Source organism: Marinomonas sp. UCMA 3892, assembly GCF_012726345.1.
GTDB lineage: Bacteria > Pseudomonadota > Gammaproteobacteria > Pseudomonadales > Marinomonadaceae > Marinomonas.
Window position 1 is genome coordinate 179406 of record NZ_PTXN01000009.1, and the last position, 17244, is coordinate 196649.

Here is a 17244-nt window from a genome sequence, read left to right on the forward strand (position 1 = left end):
ATAAGAGTCAAAAACAGTAACAGAGGACAAAAACTCACTCGCTCTGTCATTTAAGCAGCGATTTAGACAACAATGCCAAACAATGAATAAGCGTAACCTTGGTAGAACCAAAAAAGAAGGACTGAATGCTTTAAATAAATCGGGAATGGGTAATTTAGTGGTGGAGCTAAGCGGGATCGAACCGCTGACCTCTTGCATGCCATGCAAGCGCTCTCCCAGCTGAGCTATAGCCCCACAAAACGCTTAGCGTATGTGGACAGAATGTCCTGAGAATAGTGTTTCCAATCACGCTTTATGTAAGAATAATTGGTGGAGCCTAGCGGGATCGAACCGCTGACCTGTTCGCTGCCAGCGAACCGCTCTCCCAGCTGAGCTAAGGCCCCGAAAACAGGCGAGAATTTTATGGGCGCTTCCCAACCGTGTCAACCTTTTTGCAAACAAGGAGTAGGTTTTTTAGTAGCCAAAACAACAAAACCTAACACGCAGAACATTGTTATGATGAGCGTACTTATGTTCTGATAGGTCTTTATTTCATCAATACTAAAAAAGCCTTATTAAATAAGAGAAGCTCAATGATCGAATTTCCAACGGCATTAGATGATCTAATGATGGCTCAACAACCCATACTCAAAAGAACAAAAGAAATTTTTGGGTATGAGCTGCTATTCCGTGGCAAGGATGCCCTAAATGCTAATATTTCTGATGGCGAAACTGCTACAGGCCAAGTGTTAGTGAACTTATGTATTGGGATTACTAAATTAGAATCTCAATTAAGAAAACCTTTTTTTATTAATATGACAACCGACCTTATGTTGTCGGATGCCTTTTTCCCCATTGATCCAGACACTGTCTATATCGAAATTCTCGAAAAGCAAAAGCTGTCGCCGGAATTTTTTGAAGCACTAAAAAAGTGGCGCTCTGCTGGTTACCGATTCGCATTGGACGACTATCAGTTTGATACCGATTATCAAGCTCTATTGCCTTGGGTTTCGATTGTCAAAATCGATGTACTTGCCACACCACCAGAACAGCACATAGCACAAATAGCAGAACTTAAGTCTAGAGGCTTGATCTTACTCGCTGAAAAAGTCGAAGACTTAGCCATGTTTGAGCTATGCAAAGAGCTCGGCTTCGATTTATTTCAAGGCTATTTTTTGCAGCGCCCCGAACTCATTAAGGGCAAAAGAATCGACTCTGCAATACATGGCGCCATTGAGCTTGTTAATGCCTTGCAGAACAAGGACATTAGTATTGATGCCATAGCAGATTTAGTTACCAAAAACCCTAAACTTTCTTATCAATTACTACGAATACTAAATAGCCCAATATGCGGAGTTTATAAAACGGTTGTCTCTATTAAAGAAGCTGTCATCTTTTTGGGATTAGTACAATTAAAGAAATGGGCGTTATTAATCACCCTCACTTCATCAACAAACCAACCTAAAGCATTACTTAAAGTGCTATTGACTCGCGCACGCTGCTGCCAACTACTTGCAGAGAGCAAAAAGTCATCTCTCGCCGACTCTGCATTTATGGTTGGACTGATGTCTGGCATAGATGCAGTTTTCAATGTCGAAAAAACAGTCGCATTAGAGCAAATTGCTCTAGATAAAAATGCCTTAGACGCTATTATGAACCAGACTGGAGAGCTTGGATCTTACCTAACGCAAACATTAAGCTGTGAAGAGCAGAACTGGGATAATATTCACTCCTTGAGCCCTGCGGAAAGAACGGCTCTAAATAGAGCATTTTTAGACGCTATGTTGTGGTCTGAAGAGGTCATGCAGTCGATTAATTAAATTAAATGCATTTTTTTTCGTTAAACGATTGACACCTATACAAAAAAATATAGAATGCGTTTCACCTTTTTCAAGGCCAGTGTGGTGGAATTGGTAGACACGACGGATTCAAAATCCGTTGCCTTCGGGTGTGGCGGTTCGAGTCCGCCTACTGGTACCAACAATAAAAAAGCGCTTACTTCGGTAAGCGCTTTTTTTTTGCTCTCAACTTTGACTACCAATCACCTTCAGCCAATCAAGCACCCTCAATCAATTAAGACAATTCATTCCGAACCAAACCTATGCCTACTAAAAATCTATTTTTAATAAGCACAGACAAGTAGAAAAACGGAACGACGATCAATGATCGTCAAAACCATGCAAGACATAATCTGGTAGATCTTCTTCCTTAGGTATTGGCTTAGAAGCACCAGTTTCATCGATGGACACAAACTTAAACATCCCTTCGGTAACTTTCTCACGCTTACCAATTCGGCCACGGCGCACCCAAGCTTCCACAAGAATATTCATCGAAGTACGACCAACCGATTCTACTCGGGTATAAACACCTAAAATATCACCGACTTTTACTGGTCGAATAAAACTCATGCCATCCAAAGCAACCGTCACCACACGAGATTGAGCACGCTGACCCGCACATATACCAGCCGCGATGTCCATTTGCGATACCACCCAACCACCAAAAATATCACCCGCTGGATTAGTATCTCCCGGCATAGCAACCGTCCTGGTCGTAAGACGACCTTTTGCCTTCTCTTCAAACTCTGACATAACTTTCTCTCAATCAATTTACTCTGTTCACTAAGAGCAAGTGTATCCGTTTATATAGACTGAGAGTAACAACAAAATGCTATCTCAAGCATTTAAAAAACTTATAACAACGCTTTTATACACGAGACTTATTTCATTGAGTCTGCTTCATAAAAAATAGCCGTTCCTTTCGCTTCGGTTGTCGGGAACGAGAAGCTCGAACCAATAGAGGTTCCTATCCCGCCACCACTACCAGCACTAACACCAACACCAGTTCCCAAACGCCTAAAAGACAACTGCGTGACTTCATCTAAAATCACCCCATTGGCACCTATTTTCGCCGCCTGTTCTTTTAGTTCTTGAGTCGCTTTTTCTTTTCTAGAGTCTTCTGTAAAACCACCATCACTTGATGCTTGCACCGTACCAATCACTTTATAGTCAAAGGCTGGCGCCTCTTCAAATACCGTCACTTGCTCTACTTCAAGTTCAGGCATTTGCTGCCCCGTGACCACATGAGACCCTGAAGAACAACCAAACAACAACACAGGTAACGCTAAAACGGATAAGTATTTAATAGAATTAATCATAACAGCACCTCACCTTAGAAGCTCAAATCATAGCAGTGTTGCACAAAGAGCGTGAAAGCAGATCGATAAAAGTGTGGATTTTCATACAAAAGCTATACAAATAAAGGGATCCCCCCCGCAAGCTAACAGGCTAATTATCACCTATGATTGAAGGATAGATAATTTTTAAACACTTAAAATGAAATAAGAGGTGCAAATGAGCGAATTAATCGAACAAGACATCTCCTGTCCATATTGCGGCGAAAGTATCGAGGTCGTAATAGAAGTGCTGGATGAAAGCCAAGAATACATCGAAGACTGCCAAGTCTGCTGTCGCCCTATCGTCTTTAATATAGACACCGCATTCGACGGCTCCACCTCGGTTTCAGTTCACTCGGAAAATGAGACGTATTGATTGGACGAAATCTCATGGGCGACGTAGTGTGCAAATGCAACTTCCTACAAACAAGAAACGTCGGTGGATCAGAAAACCGCACCAACTGGCGTTGGGTCGCCAGCGACGTAATGTCCTGGGCACTGGCTCAGAAAATGACACATTGAATTGATTTACAACAGACACAAAAAAACCGCTCATGAAGCGGTTTTTTTTCGATCATTCCGAACTATTATTTTTATAATAGTCCATCCATAGAGATGAATTTTACACCCTTTGGCTTTTTCTTCAAAGTATAGAGCTAATGATTAATGCATTATTATATTCGGCGAGCCCATACCACCCTAGACTCTTTAATGTAATTATCTGTAGCTTCATTTAACATATTTTTTTCAACACCTTTCCATAAAAAATGCTTTCTTATATTTTTACGGAATATTTTCTCCCATGGTGGGAAAGTTGTTGATGATGGTATTTCAACAAGTATTTTCGGGGCATTAACATCATGTGAAATTTTATCTCCAGCCTTTCCTGATTGAATATATATACCACGAGACTTAATAATTCCATCAATAAGCAGCATATTATCATAAACAGAAAAAACTATTGATACAGTTATATCCATTGGAGTTATAAACCTCAATGTCAAATAAATATATTTTTTACTAAATCTTTTATAACACCAAGATGACTTAACATCTCCTGGTGGTGTTTCCACATGCATAGCTATCAAGTCATCTAAGCTTTGATTTGAGCTACCATCAAGTATTACAAGTGGAATTATTCTACCATCAGCCGCATTTTGTGTGGCAATTGCACCATCACCCACTACTTTATATACGTCTCTTCCTTTTACAATTTGTTTGTTTTTCATTTAAATCCTATTTACAATATGAGCTGATATAGAAACAATACGACCTAAGGAATCTTTTGATTCAACTGTATATCTATCAACATTATTCTTCACAGCAGCTGGAATTTTATATGAAATCCATCCAGTTTCTGTGTTTCTCTCAGATAAATTCAATGACCCATTGAAAATATTGGAATTATTATAAAGATTAATAGGAGATAAATTATTTTCTGGATACAACAATACTTTAGAAACATTACCATAACCATCAATACATTCTAAATTAAGCATTAACATACTTAGCGAATTAGGCACTGTTGATAAATTTGTAAAGTTAATTAGAAATGAAATATATGTACAATCATCTTTAACCCATTTAAAAGAATTAATTAAATTAGCAGATATACTTGAGTATCTTTCATCATGCTGTTTTTTTGAAATATTATAACTCTGCACCGCTTTACAATAACCCAATATTGAAATTAAAATTGCTATAATGGATATGAATAATGCAATAACATTATCAATATTAAATTTAATATTAATGATTTCCATCAACTCTCCAAAAAATAAAATTCATTCTCTATACCTCTACCTTTTTTCAAACACGTTTAGAAATCCACTCTTAATAATAAACTTAATCCATTCTTGTTCCGTTAGGATGATAAGCGGATGCCCGCCGTCTCTTAGCTCTATTGTCTTTACTTTTAGGCAAGAACCTCAACCATATGAAATTTGGCGCATGCCACCACACTTTTCTAAATTCTCTTCAAGGAGTAGATGGCTTTTTTCTTATTGCTGGCAAGTGCGTAGTTTGGTGTTTTTCTGTCCATAGCTAGTCCTTTAATAAATGGATAAGTTAAGCCAAATTATGGTTTATTTTTTAGACGAATTTATCAGCCCGGAAAACTTTTCCATCCCATCGAAAGCGGATAAAGCAACACCATCAGTTGATAGAATGTTAGAAAAGATAATCTCTTCAAACTTGTTCAGCGTTGATTCATTCTTACCTTTCAAATCAGCGGAGTAATCTGCATAACTCTGAATAAAGCGACACAATGTCATCCTAAGCTCTATTTGCATTATCTGTGACTTAACGTTTTTATAGTTACTAAGAAGAACCCTAAAAAAGTAAGTGGCTATGACTACTAAAGACAATGTAGGCATCAGACTAAAGAGTATTGCATCTTTATATACACTTATATTATCTGCATGACTAACAATGAAATAAAACTCAAAAACTATTGGAGAAATAATAAATAAAACCGACAACTGAAGCCACGTCAGAAGAGATTTAAGATCATTCTTTTTATCTTCAAAAAGATCGTGAAAACCATCATACAACCCAACAAAATTAAATGCTGTCTTATATTTATCTAGAGATTCTTTTATTTCATTTACTCTTTTTTCTCTAGCAGATATTTCCTTTTCCCAAAACTCTTCTTTCGAAGATATTTTTTTCTCCCATTCAAATTCAAGCTCATCTTTTTTAGCTATTAAAGAAGAAACATCTTTAATATTTTTAAACTCTTCGCTATTAAATGCTTTTTTAAATATAGAGATAATCATATCTCTATTAGCATAATTAATCATATCTTGAGCAGATCTAGAAAAATGATTAATGTTTTTTAGAAATATATCTCTTGCATACAACAATTCATCATTAAATTCATCATCAATGGATATAAAACACTCAATTAAAAATCTAAAAAGTTAAGAAGAAATATAATCTATCTCTTCTTTTTCGTATGAACTAGCGGTCATCTGGATATGTTCAAACAACCGATCTCCAACCATAGATATATTATAACCACATTTTAAATCCCAAAATTCGGGCTGTTTAAGTATAAATTTAACAATGATTGAAATAGATTTATTTCGTTCTTGCTCAAAAGATAGTTCAGTATTTAACCCTTTGATAGAATTATTAAATTTATTTAATTTTAAGATCCTACTTTCTTCTGAAAAGAATTTTTCCATACAACTCACTCTATTTTAAAAAATACTAACACCTACATTTAACAAGATCTTTAAACCTAATAGTGCTCTCGGTGGTACTGGATGAACGCTAGATCAACTGTGTGCTTTTTTACTGTCTTCAATTCACCTTCTATTCCAATCAAACTTAAGTCGTCGGCAATGGTGAACCCGCCGTTATCAAAGAGTACGTGGTGATTGGGGCAAAGACAGAGGATGTTGCTTTCTACATCTGGCCCGTTGTGCGGTTGGCCTAGTGGTTTGATGTGGGCGGCTTCAGCAAGTTCGGCACGGTCTTTAAAAATTTGACCTACTGTGGTCCCAGGAATATGGCCGAAGACACGTCCCGTATTGTTGTTAGCCATAACTTCCCTTGTACTACTGATGTGACATGCTGCGCTTTTCTAGCGTAGTTGCACTGCAATCTGAGTGTGCGATTACTTCATATTGTTTTCATTTCCTTTACAGTAAATTGTTTTGCCCTTTTGCGCTAGTCGAACCAAACGCCAGGCACAAAAAAACCGCCACTTAGGCGGTTAATTCATTGATGTTAGATTGACGGTCTAACATCATGTGCGCAATGCACCATTTCACAGATATACTCTAATGGTACGCCTATTTTTAAATCAACCCAACATCAATGCTATATCACCCATGTCCGGCGCGTAGTAAACCCGCTGTAGGATTCTTAGGTCTGTATGGCCTGATATCTTGGCTAAGTTGAGCACGTCCACTTTGGTGGCTAGTCGTGTCAGTGCTTCCCGTCTCAGGTCGTGAAAGTGCAGATCGTCTATTAGGCACTTGTTGCGTATCTTTCTGAAATTCACATCAAGCGAATCAGATTTTAGATTAAAGGCTTTTAGCCTGCAGTCATCTAAGGTTTTGAGCTTTTCCAATACTTTCACCGCTGTGGTGGATAACGGCACGGTACGAGGATTACCGTTCTTTGTTTTGGGTAGATGAACGGTGCGTCTTTCTAAATTCACGTCTTCCCAAGTTATGCCACAAATTTCACCAGCACGCATGGCGGTTTCTATGGCAAAGACGATGGCCGCACCGATACGCTCGCTTTTGGATTCTGGTGGTATGTCTATGTTGCATTGTGTGGCGATCATCAGTTGCTCAAATTCGCCAGGCAACAGCCGTCTTGTTCTCGCTTCTGGCTCTTTGGGACGCTTCAACCTTGTCATTGGGTTTTCTTTCAACCAGCCCCATTCCTTCGCACATTGGCTACAAATAGAAGAAAGCACGGTCCATTCACGTAACACAGGGCCAACGGCTACTTTTTGTAGGCGCCTGTCTCGCCATTCGGCAAAGTGTTTTGATTGAAGGTCTTGAAGGGAAATAAAGCAAAGCGGGTCTGCTGGTTCGTCGACGCTTTTGCCCAACCAACGTTCTATTCTTCGGATTTCAAATTTTTGACCACGCTTGGTCACACTGACCGTATCACGGTAGCGTTCTAGCGCTTCACTAAAGGGACGATCTGGAATATCAGAAGAGATGCTTTCTTTTGCTTCGCGTTCTAAATCAGACGCCCATGCTTGTGCGTCGCGCTTTGTAGAGAAGCCACGCTTCGTCTTACGCTTACCTTTCACGCTCACTTGAGCGCGCCATGATCCATCATCGGTTTTAAAAATAGACGCCACTGAATATTCTCCGGTGCAATGTGCGGTGCAGTTTCGGTGCAGAATTTCAGAAAAGATAGCATATAAGCGGAAAAGCTTACAATTTGAAGTAACACTAAGAAAATGCTGAAGAGTAGATATTTAAAGGGATTGAGCAAGATAAGAAAGTGCAGGCAAAAAAAAAGGCACCATAAATGGTGCCCGGGACCGGAATCGAACCGGTACGCTCGTTAAAGCGCAAGATTTTAAGTCTTGTGTGTCTACCAATTTCACCACCCGGGCATATCTGATTTTGGAGGCCGGAGTCGGAATCGAACCGGCGTTCACGGAGTTGCAGTCCGCTGCATGACCACTCTGCCATCCGGCCTTCTATCAGATACATCTTTTGATTGGAGCGGGAAACGAGGCTCGAACTCGCGACCCCAACCTTGGCAAGGTTGTGCTCTACCACTGAGCTATTCCCGCGTCTCAAAAGACGGTGCCTATTCTATGTATTTGAGCTTTCACGTCAAGGGAAAAATCCAAATAAATAACTAACTTAGGCACTTTTTTTAAATCTGATTAGTTTTTGTTCGACTCTTTGGACTTTAGATCAGGCCAAGCCGCTTTTAAGTAAATATACATAGACCAAAGGGTTAGCAAGGCAGCAGCAATGAGTACCATCTCTCCCACATGGGCAACCATGGTATCTGGTCGACTACCTAGCAAGATAAAAATTGCCAGCATTTGCATGGTGGTTTTGAGTTTACCAATATAAGAAACCGCCACGCTGGCGCGTTTGCCCATTTCGGCCATCCACTCACGTAATGCCGAAATAACAATCTCACGGCCGACAATGACGGCGCTAGCTAACGTGAGCAATGGATTAGAGTAGCTAGCCACTAACAAGACTAAGGCAATCGAAACCATAAGCTTGTCAGCTACAGGGTCAAAAAAAGCTCCAAACGGAGTCGTTTGGTTAAGCTTTCTTGCCAAATAACCATCTAACCAATCAGTAATGGCAGCCAAGGCAAAAATAATCGCGCAGGTGTAATAGCGCCCTTCCCACGGCAAGTAGTAAATAACCACCAATATAGGGATCATAAAGATCCTTACGGAAGTTAATATATTTGGTATGTTCATCTTATTCCTAATTATTACGCCAAGTGAAACCACACTTAGCCAAACTTAACTTTTATGAAGGTAGAGATAAATTTCTTCCGCTTTTTTGGCACTAATCCCTTTCACCTTTGAAATATCTTCCTGGCTCGCTGATAGTAGCTCTTGGTATCCACCAAAGGCCGTCAGCAACTCTTTACGTCGATTTGGCCCGATACCTGGAATATCTTCCAATACCGAGTGCCGACGCTTCTTGTCTCGTCTACGGCGATGGCTCTTGACCGCAAATCTGTGCGCTTCATCGCGAATATGTTGAATCAAGTGTAATGCAGCCGAATCAGGCGGTAACACAACTTCATCTTCTTTGGAGCCGATATATAAGGTTTCGAGACCCGGCTTACGAGTATCGCCTTTTGCGACCCCTAATAAGAAGATATTCACCAACCCTAATTCTTTTAATACCGTTTCAGCTTGAGTTAACTGCCCCTTACCACCATCAATAAGCAACACATCTGGCGCTTCTAGCTCACCACTTTTGACGCGCTTATAGCGTCGAGTGAGTGCTTGCTTCATGGCACCGTAATCATCACCCGGTTCGACACCTTCGATGTTAAAGGAGCGATAGCGCTTTTTATCCGGCCCATCAGGCCCAAACACCACACAAGAGGCTACCGTAGCTTCGCCACTAGAATGACTAATATCAAAACATTCCATGTGCATTGGCGGTTCAGAGAAGCCTAACAATTTTTGCAACGCGGTTATACGGCTAAAATGATTACGCTTGTCCGATAATCGAGCCTGTAAACCTTGCTCTGCGTTGAGTTTGGCAAGTTCCAACCAACGGGCACGCTGACCTCTGACATTGCTTAGCACTTCAATTTTTTTCTGGGTGGTTTCGAAAATACCTTCCACCAGCGCATCACCATCTTCTAGCTCATGACTAATGATAAGCGTCTTAGGTAACTCTTGAATACCACCTAAGTAAAATTGAGCGATAAAAGATGATAATAATTCGCCTTCTGTGATTTCGATCGGCATTTTTGGATAATAGCTTTTGCTTCCAACGACTTTGCCTTTACGCACCATCATCACATGAACACATAATCCACCGGGCTGAATTATAGAGGCAATGACATCTGCTTCGCCCGTTTGCCCATAAACATGCTGCTGTTCTTGGATGTGCTTGAGCTGAATGATTTGATCACGTAGCTCGGCGGCTCGCTCAAATTCCATATCTGCGGCGGCAGCACTCATTTGCGTGGTAATTTCAGCGGTGAGTTCTTGATCTTTGCCTTGTAAAAACATGCGTGCGTGACGAACATCTAGCTCGTACTCTTCATCACTAATCAAGTTCACACAAGGCCCAGAACAACGCTTAATTTGATATTGCAAACAAGGCCGAGATCGATTCGAGTACGTACTGTCTTCGCACTGGCGCACCTTGAAGACCTTTTGCATGGTATTCAAACTTTCTTTTACGGCGCTGCCACTTGGAAAGGGACCGAACAAGGTACCTTTATCAGCTTTATCACCGCGACGAAACAGCAAAGCCGGATGAGGGTGATTCGATAACAAAATATAAGGATAAGATTTATCGTCCCGTAGCAAAATATTGTACGGTGGACGATGTTGTTTAATAAGCGTCTGCTCAAGAAGTAAAGCTTCCGTTTCGCTTTTAGTAACAGCAATTTCAATGGTGTGAATACGACTAACCAAAGCCATGGTTTTAGTCGTTAATCCGGTCACACGGAAATAGCTCGCGACACGATTTTTTAGATTCTTTGCTTTTCCAACATAAAGCAACTCACCTTTCACGTCGTACATGCGATAAACGCCCGGACGTGTGGTTAAATTGCTGACAAAATGCTTCGGATCAAATTCTGAATGGCTCAAACAAACCTCGTTTTTCGCCTAGCCCATACCAAGCACATTGTAACGTACCGCCAAGCGAATCAGCTCGACATCGCTTTCAATGTTCAATTTCGTAAAAATACGAGTACGATAAGTGCTCACGGTTTTAGGACTCACACATAGGTGCTCTGCAATTTCGTTGGATTTTTTGCAATCCACGATCATTTGAGCCACTTGCAATTCTCTGTCTGATAATTGCCCCAATGGCGAACCTTGCCCATCTATGGAAAACTTAGACAGCGCCATTTTCTGCGCAATGCTTTTAGAAATATAATGCTCGCCTTTAGACACCATTTGAATAGCTTCTAATAGCTCAGACGTATTGGTGCCTTTAGTAAGATAACCAGATGCTCCCGCTTCTAATAACTTCACTGGGTATAAATTGTCATCCAATGCAGACAAAGCAATGATCTTGGTTTTCGGTAAAATGCGCTTTATTTCTTTCGTTGCACCTAAACCGCCAATTCCCGGCATATGCACGTCCATCAAAATAATATCAGGTAATAATATCTTGGACTGAATAATGGCCTCTTCACCGCTATGCACTACACCTACTACCTCAACACCTTTTACATCCTGTAATACACGACTAATACCTTGGCTAACCACGTCATGGTCGTCAACAATCAACACTTTTAACATAACAACCTCACCAAAATTTTCCTACGCCTCGTGTCGATTTCGGCCTTACCTAGCACGAAATCGCCTATAGCATCCTGCTAATAAAAAATATGTTATATAACAAATAGAAAAAACGCACCGTTATTCAGGTAGCTTTTCTTTATATCCCATTTCTAAGAGCTTTTTTTGACTAATTTCGCGATAACGAGCTCGCACGCCAGACCCGTATGTTTTTTGGGTGTAATAAAGTAAAGGCGCAATCTGTTCTTCATCAACCGATAGGTCATTAGCAATCTTACTAGATAAATCTTTCACGCTTAGTGTTTGCTTATCTTCGATCATAATCACTTTTGGAATCACCAAGCGTTCGCCAGCAATCACTCGATCGACGATTTTCAAATAACTCTGCTCAAATAAAGGCCAAGTCACTCGCTCTTCTTCAGACTTTAATTTGTACCAACCTGCCTGAGATCCAGCAAAGAATACCGCACTATGACTCCATTTATATTGCAAAGGATCCGTTCGACAAGCACAAGCTTCTAGATACGCGGAGCGTGGATCAGGCAAACCATAAGCTTTATAAGCGGTATTAATCAGTTTCAAAAAGTCTGCAATAGTTGGCGGCCACGTATGTTCTTCTTTCGTACGCTCTACTGCATATGCCAACAATGGCTCTTGGAAACCTTTCAGTGCAATCGCCCACTCACGCTTGGCTAGCTTAACTTCATCGGCCGTACTGTAAGCTGAGGCAAATTTATGGGTATAAATAGCTTTAAAGCGCGCGAACAACATATTAACCAAAATACGTGTTTGCTGTTCAGCCTCTGTCGGGCCCGATTCACGACTAGTATTACCCGCATTTCCATATCCTGAGTTATTGTACCCTGAATTACTCCCTGGATTACCAAAGCCATACTCACCAGTCTGTGTCGTGGATGTTGTTGAGGGCGTCACTAACCTGCTCTCTAGAGGTTTTAGTAAATTTTGTACTGCCTGAGGTTCCTTCATATGAAGACCTATCTGATTGTTTGTATTGCCACTGACGTTTTACGTATTTAAAAAATTCGCTGTTCCAAGTCCTGACGTTTTTCCGCTGCTCTTTAATTCTCAGCAAAAACTCAGTTTGCAAAGACAAGGCAAAATCACGGGCAATGCCAGCTTGGCCAATTTGCTCTAATGTCGCTTCTTCAGGTTGCCATTGATCTGGTTGTCGAGCACGCTCTTTTTGCTCCAAATACAAGTCAAAATCTGTGATGCCTCGACGGTCATTCACCACCGGCGGAGATGGCGCTTGGTATTGTCGAACGGGCTGCTTCGCAGAATAGCTTTTAGGCTGCGGCGTGAACTCTTCAGTTTTCTCCCGAGACGCTTTGTGCAACCGATCCATTTTGCTCATCAAGGAATCGTCTTTAGCAGACGTTTCAGCTATTGGCTTAATAGTTTGTGCCGCTTTTTGAGATGACGCTAAATGAATCTCAAGTATTTCTTCTTGGCGCTGAAAGCTCAACAGTTGGCTAATTTGTAAGTTCCCCAACAATCGCATCAACATAGGCACAGTCCAAAAAGGTAACTGAGCACTAAGTCGACTCATTTCAACTCGTAAAGCATTGGAGCCAATAAGATAAGCCTGCTGCTTCAAAAAGGTCAATAATACGGTTTCTTCTAACCCGATCTGGGCTGCCATTGAAAATGATATCGGTAATGAATAGTCGTTATCCAACATAAATCTCGCTTCGCGCTTTGCATACCTAACACAATAGTTAGCCTCACAGTCTATCAAAAGCCTCCCCCATTAGCACGAGAACCTTAAAGTAACCTTGCTATCAATACAGAATGCAGCTTGCCATTTTCCTTGGCTATTAGACTTTAGCAATAGGGGGATTATATTCACTAACAAAACAACGGTAAGCAATTTTGACAGCGCCCAGAAACACTCCTATGATCAAGTTAGAGCAATGCTTTTTGACTCTCGCTAAACAGAACAGCAGGTTAAGAACAGATTCATAAAAGACAGCATTATAGAGAAAGCATTTGGCGTTGCCGGTTTCACAAACATCACTCAGGAGGAAAGTAGTATGCACACTACCAAAATTTCTGGTCACCATATCGATGTAACCCCAGCAATCAAAGATCATATCAACGAGAAACTTAGCAAAGTAGCCAAACTGACCGATCAAATTACGTCTGTAAATGTCACCTTATTGAAAGACAGTAAAAGCCAAAAAGCGGAAGCAAGAGTACACATTCCAGGCAAAGAAATATTTGCCTCTGCCTCCTCTGAAGACAGGTTGTTTCACGCGATAGATGATATGGTCGACAAATTAGCCAAGCAAATAGATAAACATAAAACCAAACAATCTTGTACCAACCACAAAACTATAACCACTCACTAATCGTCATTTCCTTTATGGTTTACCAAGAAACACCGCTATTTGGCGGTGTTTTTCTTTATTTCCCTGCTAGATAAACAATCTCACTTGAACTTTGGAACTTTCGCACGCATATTAAGTCTATTGATAGTCTTAAACCCTAAAGGAGTTAACTCATGCGTTACACAGAAGCCCTTTCGACACATACGTCACAAGCGGCAAATAAAACGCTCCGCAATACTTACGGACTGTTGTCGCTTACCCTATTGTTCAGCGCCTTCACTGCGGGCTTGAGCATGGCTTTCAACTTACCCCATCCTGGCCTAATTATTACTCTAGTAGGCTTTTATGGTTTACTTTTCCTAACACACAAATTTAAAAACAGCTCTGCTGGTATTCTTTGTGTATTTGCTTTGACTGGTTTCATGGGTCTTACCCTTGGTCCAATCCTTAGCGCTTACATGAACATGGCAAACGGCGCGAGTTTGATCATGAGCGCTTTAGGCATCACAGGTCTATCGTTCCTAGGCTTGTCTGCTTATGCATTGGTTTCAAAGAAAGACTTCAGCTTCCTTAACGGATTCATCACTGTTGGCTTCTTTGTTCTACTGTTTGCTGTAATTGCTGGCATCTTTGTTAAAATGCCTGCTCTACAAATCTTTATCTCTGCAGGTTTTGCTCTGTTCTCTGCTGCAGTTATTTTGCTACAAACCAGTGAAATCGTTCGTGGTGGTGAAACCAATTACATCATGGCTACAGTGAACTTGTATGTTTCTCTATACAACATGTTCATCAGTGTATTGTCTCTTCTTGGTATGTCTCGCGACTAATGGTACGAGTCACCAATATGAAAAGGCCGCTGACTGCGGCCTTTTTTATGTGTAAAATTTATCGTATCACACACCAAGGTCATTTTTGATGCAATACACTCTGCTCATCACTGGTTCCCCATATCAAAGCAAGGCTTGCCACACAGCGCTTCGCTTTATCCGTGCAGCTTTAAATAAATATCCTGACAGTATAAAAGGTGTATTTTTTTATGAAGACGCCGTGCTTATTGGCAACCAGACAGCACAACCACCACGGGATGAAGTCAATCTCACCAAAGCTTGGCAAGACATAGCAGAACAACACAAAATCCCATTGTATTTATGCATTGCCGCTGCAGTAAGACGCGGCATCATTAACGAAAGTGAAAGTCGTCGCTATGAGTTAGAACAACACACTCTTGCTGAATACTTTCAGCTGGAAGGTTTGGGGACTCTCGTTGATTTAATGAATACTACAAACAAAATCATTCAGTTTAGGTAATCCCATGAAACACACTCTTATTCACCTAAACTCTAGCCCTTACTCAAGCCTAGCTTGTAAAGAAGGCTTGGACTTTGCCTTAGTTCTTGCGACCTTTGAACAGCCCGTTGATCTATGCCTATCTGGTGCTGCTCTAGCGATTTTAACTGATAATCAAAATCCAACCGCAGAGCAAGGTAAAAACCTTCATAAGCTGTTAGATGGGCTAGAATTTTATGATATTGAAAACATCTTCATAGAGAAGCACCATTCTTGGCTTAGCAACCAGCCAACTTGGCAAGGTATTCAGCTTCTTAATGAAGCCGAATGGCAAACCATGTTTTCACAATACCAACAAGTTTTTCGGTTTTAATTATGCGACTTCACCAAATAAACCAACTGGACTACCCTGCCACGCTAGAAGCTACATGGCAAAACAGCCTTCAAGCTGGCGACCAAATATTGCTGATTGAAGAAGGCTTTTTAAGACTGATTCAGCATACCGACACAATGCAATCTCTGGCCAAAGAAAAGCAAGCTAAGCTCTATTATTTGCAAAGCGATGCCATAGCTTATGGCCTATCACCACAATTAGGCACGGCTCTATCTGAAGAAGAATGGGTCGATTTAACCTTTGCTGCCGAAGCAAATATTAGTTGGTAATCAACATGACAGACAACACAGTAGTTCTAGATGAAGAAGGTTACTTGCTCAATCTACAAGATTGGACACCAGAGCTTGCCAATCAATTGGCGCAAGATGTTGAAGTTGAGCTAACCGATGCGCACTGGGAAATTATTTATTTGTTGCGCGACTTCTACACTGAATTTGAAGTCTCTCCCGCCATGCGGCCATTGGTAAAAGCGGTATCAAAAAAACTCGGCGCAGAAAAAGGACGAAGCATTTATTTAATGACACTATTTCCCGGCAGCCCGCCTAAGTTAGCAGCAAAGATTGCTGGCCTTCCCAAACCAGCAAATTGCTTGTAGATCAGACAAAAAACCATGTATGTCTGCCTTTAGGCCGTTAAAATCCCGATCACACCAAACAAAATCACCTGCAGGTCGGCCTTCAGGCTGTCAAAAGCCGGATCACACTAAACCAAATCACCTGCAGGTCGGCCTTCAGACCGTCAAAAGCCGGAGCACACCAAACCAAAACCCTTGACGCGCTAAAGCACGGCCCACAAAAGCCTATAAAAATGCATCAATCCAATATCAATATTTACCATACCACTCTAATTTCTTCTGCAAGTTCACAACCTCACCAATTATCAATAACGCTGGCGATTTCGCTTCATTCACCACGGACACCTCATAGACGTCTTGGATGGTGGACGTAAAAACACGTTGTTCACTGGTAGTGCCTTTTTCCACAATGGCGACTGGCATAGATGGACTCATACCAAAGCGAATCAACGACTGAGTTATGTCTTTAAGACCTGTTAAGCCCATATAAATGACCAAGGTTTGCGCTGGATGCACCAACTCTTCCCAAGGCAATTCTGTTGTTCCGTCTTTCAAATGACCTGTTAGGAATCGAACCGACTGAGCATAATCCCGATGCGTCAACGGAATCCCTGCATATGCTGCACAACCCGCTGCTGCAGTTACACCTGGAACCACCTCAAAAGGGACCCCCTCTTCAATCAGCTCTTCAAGTTCTTCACCACCGCGCCCAAATATAAAAGGATCGCCACCTTTTAAACGCACTACCATGTGGCCTTCTTTAGCCTTGGCAGCAAGCAGGCTGTTAATCTCTTCTTGCGGAAGACTATGCAAAGACTTGGCTTTACCCACGTACATTTTTTCTGCTGACTCAGGAATTAACTCAATAATCTCTTTGCCAACCAAACGATCGTACAAAACCACATCGGCCATTTTCAATAAACGATATGCTTTTAACGTCAATAACTCAGGGTCACCTGGACCCGCACCAATCAAATAGACCTTGCCCGTCATAACTTTCCACTATCCACTCATACAAAAAAA

22 protein-coding genes and 6 tRNA genes are annotated in these 17244 nt (G+C 41.1%); 9 read left to right on the forward strand and 19 right to left on the reverse strand.

Annotation, left to right across the window (positions count from 1 at the left end; all coding sequences use genetic code 11):
- Positions 1 to 158: 158 nt before the first annotated feature.
- Positions 159 to 234: transfer RNA gene (locus tag B6N13_RS14310), tRNA-Ala, on the reverse strand.
- A gap of 73 nt (positions 235 to 307) precedes the next feature.
- Positions 308 to 383, reverse strand: a tRNA-Ala gene (locus B6N13_RS14315).
- Positions 384 to 572: 189 nt separating this feature from the next.
- Between B6N13_RS14315 and B6N13_RS14320 the strand changes: the two genes are divergently transcribed.
- On the forward strand, positions 573 to 1799 hold the full coding sequence (locus tag B6N13_RS14320) for an HDOD domain-containing protein (RefSeq protein WP_169459750.1): 1227 nt from the start codon (positions 573 to 575) through the stop codon (positions 1797 to 1799).
- A 75-nt stretch (positions 1800 to 1874) separates the two neighbouring features.
- Positions 1875 to 1959: transfer RNA gene (locus B6N13_RS14325), tRNA-Leu, on the forward strand.
- A gap of 179 nt (positions 1960 to 2138) precedes the next feature.
- Here B6N13_RS14325 and B6N13_RS14330 read toward each other — a convergent pair.
- Positions 2139 to 2570 carry an acyl-CoA thioesterase gene (locus B6N13_RS14330; protein WP_012070912.1) on the reverse strand — a complete coding sequence of 144 codons (432 nt, stop codon included), beginning with the start codon at positions 2568 to 2570 and terminating at the stop codon, positions 2139 to 2141.
- Between the two features lie 128 nt (positions 2571 to 2698).
- Positions 2699 to 3136 carry a hypothetical protein gene (locus B6N13_RS14335; RefSeq protein WP_169459751.1) on the reverse strand — a complete coding sequence of 146 codons (438 nt, stop codon included), beginning with the start codon at positions 3134 to 3136 and terminating at the stop codon, positions 2699 to 2701.
- 196 nt (positions 3137 to 3332) lie between these two features.
- On the opposite strand from B6N13_RS14335, the gene B6N13_RS14340 reads away from it, so the two are divergent.
- Positions 3333 to 3530, forward strand: a complete 198-nt coding sequence (locus B6N13_RS14340) for a CPXCG motif-containing cysteine-rich protein (RefSeq protein WP_169459752.1) — start codon at positions 3333 to 3335, stop codon at positions 3528 to 3530.
- 298 nt (positions 3531 to 3828) lie between these two features.
- Here B6N13_RS14340 and B6N13_RS14345 read toward each other — a convergent pair whose 3' ends face one another.
- The 14 genes from B6N13_RS14345 to B6N13_RS14410 form a co-directional block, all read right to left on the reverse strand.
- A complete protein-coding gene (locus B6N13_RS14345) occupies positions 3829 to 4383 on the reverse strand; it encodes a hypothetical protein (protein WP_169459753.1) in 555 nt (184 codons plus the stop codon).
- Complete coding sequence (locus tag B6N13_RS14350) at positions 4384 to 4917, reverse strand: hypothetical protein (protein ID WP_169459754.1); 534 nt, start codon at positions 4915 to 4917, stop codon at positions 4384 to 4386.
- 321 nt (positions 4918 to 5238) lie between these two features.
- Entirely contained in the window at positions 5239 to 5955 is a 717-nt protein-coding gene (locus tag B6N13_RS14355) for a hypothetical protein (RefSeq protein WP_211172877.1), read from the reverse strand.
- A 120-nt stretch (positions 5956 to 6075) separates the two neighbouring features.
- Positions 6076 to 6342 carry a hypothetical protein gene (locus B6N13_RS14360; protein WP_169459756.1) on the reverse strand — a complete coding sequence of 89 codons (267 nt, stop codon included), beginning with the start codon at positions 6340 to 6342 and terminating at the stop codon, positions 6076 to 6078.
- 56 nt (positions 6343 to 6398) lie between these two features.
- Positions 6399 to 6704 (reverse strand): HNH endonuclease, encoded by a 306-nt coding sequence (locus tag B6N13_RS14365; RefSeq protein WP_169459757.1) that lies wholly within the window; start codon positions 6702 to 6704, stop codon positions 6399 to 6401.
- A gap of 261 nt (positions 6705 to 6965) precedes the next feature.
- On the reverse strand, positions 6966 to 7985 hold the full coding sequence (locus B6N13_RS14370) for a tyrosine-type recombinase/integrase (RefSeq protein ID WP_169459758.1): 1020 nt from the start codon (positions 7983 to 7985) through the stop codon (positions 6966 to 6968).
- A 174-nt stretch (positions 7986 to 8159) separates the two neighbouring features.
- Positions 8160 to 8246 (reverse strand) — tRNA-Leu (locus B6N13_RS14375).
- Between the two features lie 11 nt (positions 8247 to 8257).
- Positions 8258 to 8331, reverse strand: a tRNA-Cys gene (locus B6N13_RS14380).
- A gap of 23 nt (positions 8332 to 8354) precedes the next feature.
- Positions 8355 to 8429: transfer RNA gene (locus B6N13_RS14385), tRNA-Gly, on the reverse strand.
- Between the two features lie 96 nt (positions 8430 to 8525).
- A complete protein-coding gene (gene pgsA / locus B6N13_RS14390) occupies positions 8526 to 9086 on the reverse strand; it encodes a CDP-diacylglycerol--glycerol-3-phosphate 3-phosphatidyltransferase (protein WP_169459759.1) in 561 nt (186 codons plus the stop codon).
- A 45-nt stretch (positions 9087 to 9131) separates the two neighbouring features.
- Positions 9132 to 10955 (reverse strand): excinuclease ABC subunit UvrC, encoded by a 1824-nt coding sequence (gene uvrC / locus B6N13_RS14395; RefSeq protein WP_012070918.1) that lies wholly within the window; start codon positions 10953 to 10955, stop codon positions 9132 to 9134.
- 18 nt (positions 10956 to 10973) lie between these two features.
- A complete protein-coding gene (locus B6N13_RS14400) occupies positions 10974 to 11615 on the reverse strand; it encodes a response regulator (protein ID WP_012070919.1) in 642 nt (213 codons plus the stop codon).
- A gap of 120 nt (positions 11616 to 11735) precedes the next feature.
- Positions 11736 to 12548 (reverse strand): replication protein P, encoded by an 813-nt coding sequence (locus B6N13_RS14405; RefSeq protein WP_348981549.1) that lies wholly within the window; start codon positions 12546 to 12548, stop codon positions 11736 to 11738.
- Positions 12511 to 13317 carry a DnaT-like ssDNA-binding domain-containing protein gene (locus tag B6N13_RS14410; RefSeq protein WP_012070921.1) on the reverse strand — a complete coding sequence of 269 codons (807 nt, stop codon included), beginning with the start codon at positions 13315 to 13317 and terminating at the stop codon, positions 12511 to 12513. The genes B6N13_RS14405 and B6N13_RS14410 overlap by 38 nt, the downstream gene beginning before the upstream one ends.
- 352 nt (positions 13318 to 13669) lie before the next feature.
- On the opposite strand from B6N13_RS14410, the gene raiA reads away from it, so the two are divergent.
- The 6 genes from raiA to B6N13_RS14440 all read left to right on the forward strand — a co-directional run bounded on the left by raiA (position 13670) and on the right by B6N13_RS14440 (position 16242).
- Positions 13670 to 13987 (forward strand): ribosome-associated translation inhibitor RaiA, encoded by a 318-nt coding sequence (gene raiA, locus B6N13_RS14415; protein WP_012070922.1) that lies wholly within the window; start codon positions 13670 to 13672, stop codon positions 13985 to 13987.
- Positions 13988 to 14139: 152 nt separating this feature from the next.
- Positions 14140 to 14793: a Bax inhibitor-1/YccA family protein gene (locus tag B6N13_RS14420; protein ID WP_012070923.1), complete on the forward strand. Its 654-nt coding sequence runs from the start codon at positions 14140 to 14142 to the stop codon at positions 14791 to 14793.
- An 88-nt stretch (positions 14794 to 14881) separates the two neighbouring features.
- Positions 14882 to 15274, forward strand: a complete 393-nt coding sequence (gene tusD / locus B6N13_RS14425; protein WP_169459760.1) for a sulfurtransferase complex subunit TusD — start codon at positions 14882 to 14884, stop codon at positions 15272 to 15274.
- Between the two features lie 4 nt (positions 15275 to 15278).
- Complete coding sequence (locus B6N13_RS14430) at positions 15279 to 15626, forward strand: DsrE family protein (RefSeq protein WP_169459761.1); 348 nt, start codon at positions 15279 to 15281, stop codon at positions 15624 to 15626.
- 2 nt (positions 15627 to 15628) lie between these two features.
- Positions 15629 to 15916, forward strand: coding sequence for a DsrH/TusB family sulfur metabolism protein (locus B6N13_RS14435; protein ID WP_169459762.1), 288 nt, complete (start codon positions 15629 to 15631; stop codon positions 15914 to 15916).
- A gap of 5 nt (positions 15917 to 15921) precedes the next feature.
- Positions 15922 to 16242 (forward strand): TusE/DsrC/DsvC family sulfur relay protein, encoded by a 321-nt coding sequence (locus B6N13_RS14440; RefSeq protein WP_012070927.1) that lies wholly within the window; start codon positions 15922 to 15924, stop codon positions 16240 to 16242.
- Between the two features lie 228 nt (positions 16243 to 16470).
- Here the strand turns inward: B6N13_RS14440 and cobA are convergent, their stop codons facing one another.
- The gene (gene cobA, locus B6N13_RS14445) at positions 16471 to 17214 is read right to left on the reverse strand and encodes a uroporphyrinogen-III C-methyltransferase (RefSeq protein WP_012070928.1); all 744 of its coding nucleotides are present in this window, start codon (positions 17212 to 17214) and stop codon (positions 16471 to 16473) included.
- Between the last annotated feature and the right edge of the window lie 30 nt (positions 17215 to 17244).

What these genes read in the sequence shown, in the direction of transcription:
- B6N13_RS14330 (WP_012070912.1), bottom strand. Translation starts at nt 2,570, where the DNA reads ATGTCAGAGTTTGAAGAGAAGGCAAAAGGTCGTCTTACGACCAGGACG.
- B6N13_RS14440 (WP_012070927.1), top strand. Translation starts at nt 15,922, where the DNA reads ATGACAGACAACACAGTAGTTCTAGATGAAGAAGGTTACTTGCTCAAT.
- B6N13_RS14435 (WP_169459762.1), top strand. Translation starts at nt 15,629, where the DNA reads ATGCGACTTCACCAAATAAACCAACTGGACTACCCTGCCACGCTAGAA.
- B6N13_RS14360 (WP_169459756.1), bottom strand. Translation starts at nt 6,342, where the DNA reads ATGGAAAAATTCTTTTCAGAAGAAAGTAGGATCTTAAAATTAAATAAA.
- B6N13_RS14320 (WP_169459750.1), top strand. Translation starts at nt 573, where the DNA reads ATGATCGAATTTCCAACGGCATTAGATGATCTAATGATGGCTCAACAA.
- B6N13_RS14420 (WP_012070923.1), top strand. Translation starts at nt 14,140, where the DNA reads ATGCGTTACACAGAAGCCCTTTCGACACATACGTCACAAGCGGCAAAT.
- B6N13_RS14345 (WP_169459753.1), bottom strand. Translation starts at nt 4,383, where the DNA reads ATGAAAAACAAACAAATTGTAAAAGGAAGAGACGTATATAAAGTAGTG.
- B6N13_RS14340 (WP_169459752.1), top strand. Translation starts at nt 3,333, where the DNA reads ATGAGCGAATTAATCGAACAAGACATCTCCTGTCCATATTGCGGCGAA.
- B6N13_RS14350 (WP_169459754.1), bottom strand. Translation starts at nt 4,917, where the DNA reads ATGGAAATCATTAATATTAAATTTAATATTGATAATGTTATTGCATTA.
- B6N13_RS14335 (WP_169459751.1), bottom strand. Translation starts at nt 3,136, where the DNA reads ATGATTAATTCTATTAAATACTTATCCGTTTTAGCGTTACCTGTGTTG.
- B6N13_RS14365 (WP_169459757.1), bottom strand. Translation starts at nt 6,704, where the DNA reads ATGGCTAACAACAATACGGGACGTGTCTTCGGCCATATTCCTGGGACC.
- pgsA (WP_169459759.1), bottom strand. Translation starts at nt 9,086, where the DNA reads ATGAACATACCAAATATATTAACTTCCGTAAGGATCTTTATGATCCCT.
- B6N13_RS14355 (WP_211172877.1), bottom strand. Translation starts at nt 5,955, where the DNA reads ATGATTAATTATGCTAATAGAGATATGATTATCTCTATATTTAAAAAA.
- raiA (WP_012070922.1), top strand. Translation starts at nt 13,670, where the DNA reads ATGCACACTACCAAAATTTCTGGTCACCATATCGATGTAACCCCAGCA.
- B6N13_RS14410 (WP_012070921.1), bottom strand. Translation starts at nt 13,317, where the DNA reads ATGTTGGATAACGACTATTCATTACCGATATCATTTTCAATGGCAGCC.
- tusD (WP_169459760.1), top strand. Translation starts at nt 14,882, where the DNA reads ATGCAATACACTCTGCTCATCACTGGTTCCCCATATCAAAGCAAGGCT.
- B6N13_RS14430 (WP_169459761.1), top strand. Translation starts at nt 15,279, where the DNA reads ATGAAACACACTCTTATTCACCTAAACTCTAGCCCTTACTCAAGCCTA.
- B6N13_RS14400 (WP_012070919.1), bottom strand. Translation starts at nt 11,615, where the DNA reads ATGTTAAAAGTGTTGATTGTTGACGACCATGACGTGGTTAGCCAAGGT.
- cobA (WP_012070928.1), bottom strand. Translation starts at nt 17,214, where the DNA reads ATGACGGGCAAGGTCTATTTGATTGGTGCGGGTCCAGGTGACCCTGAG.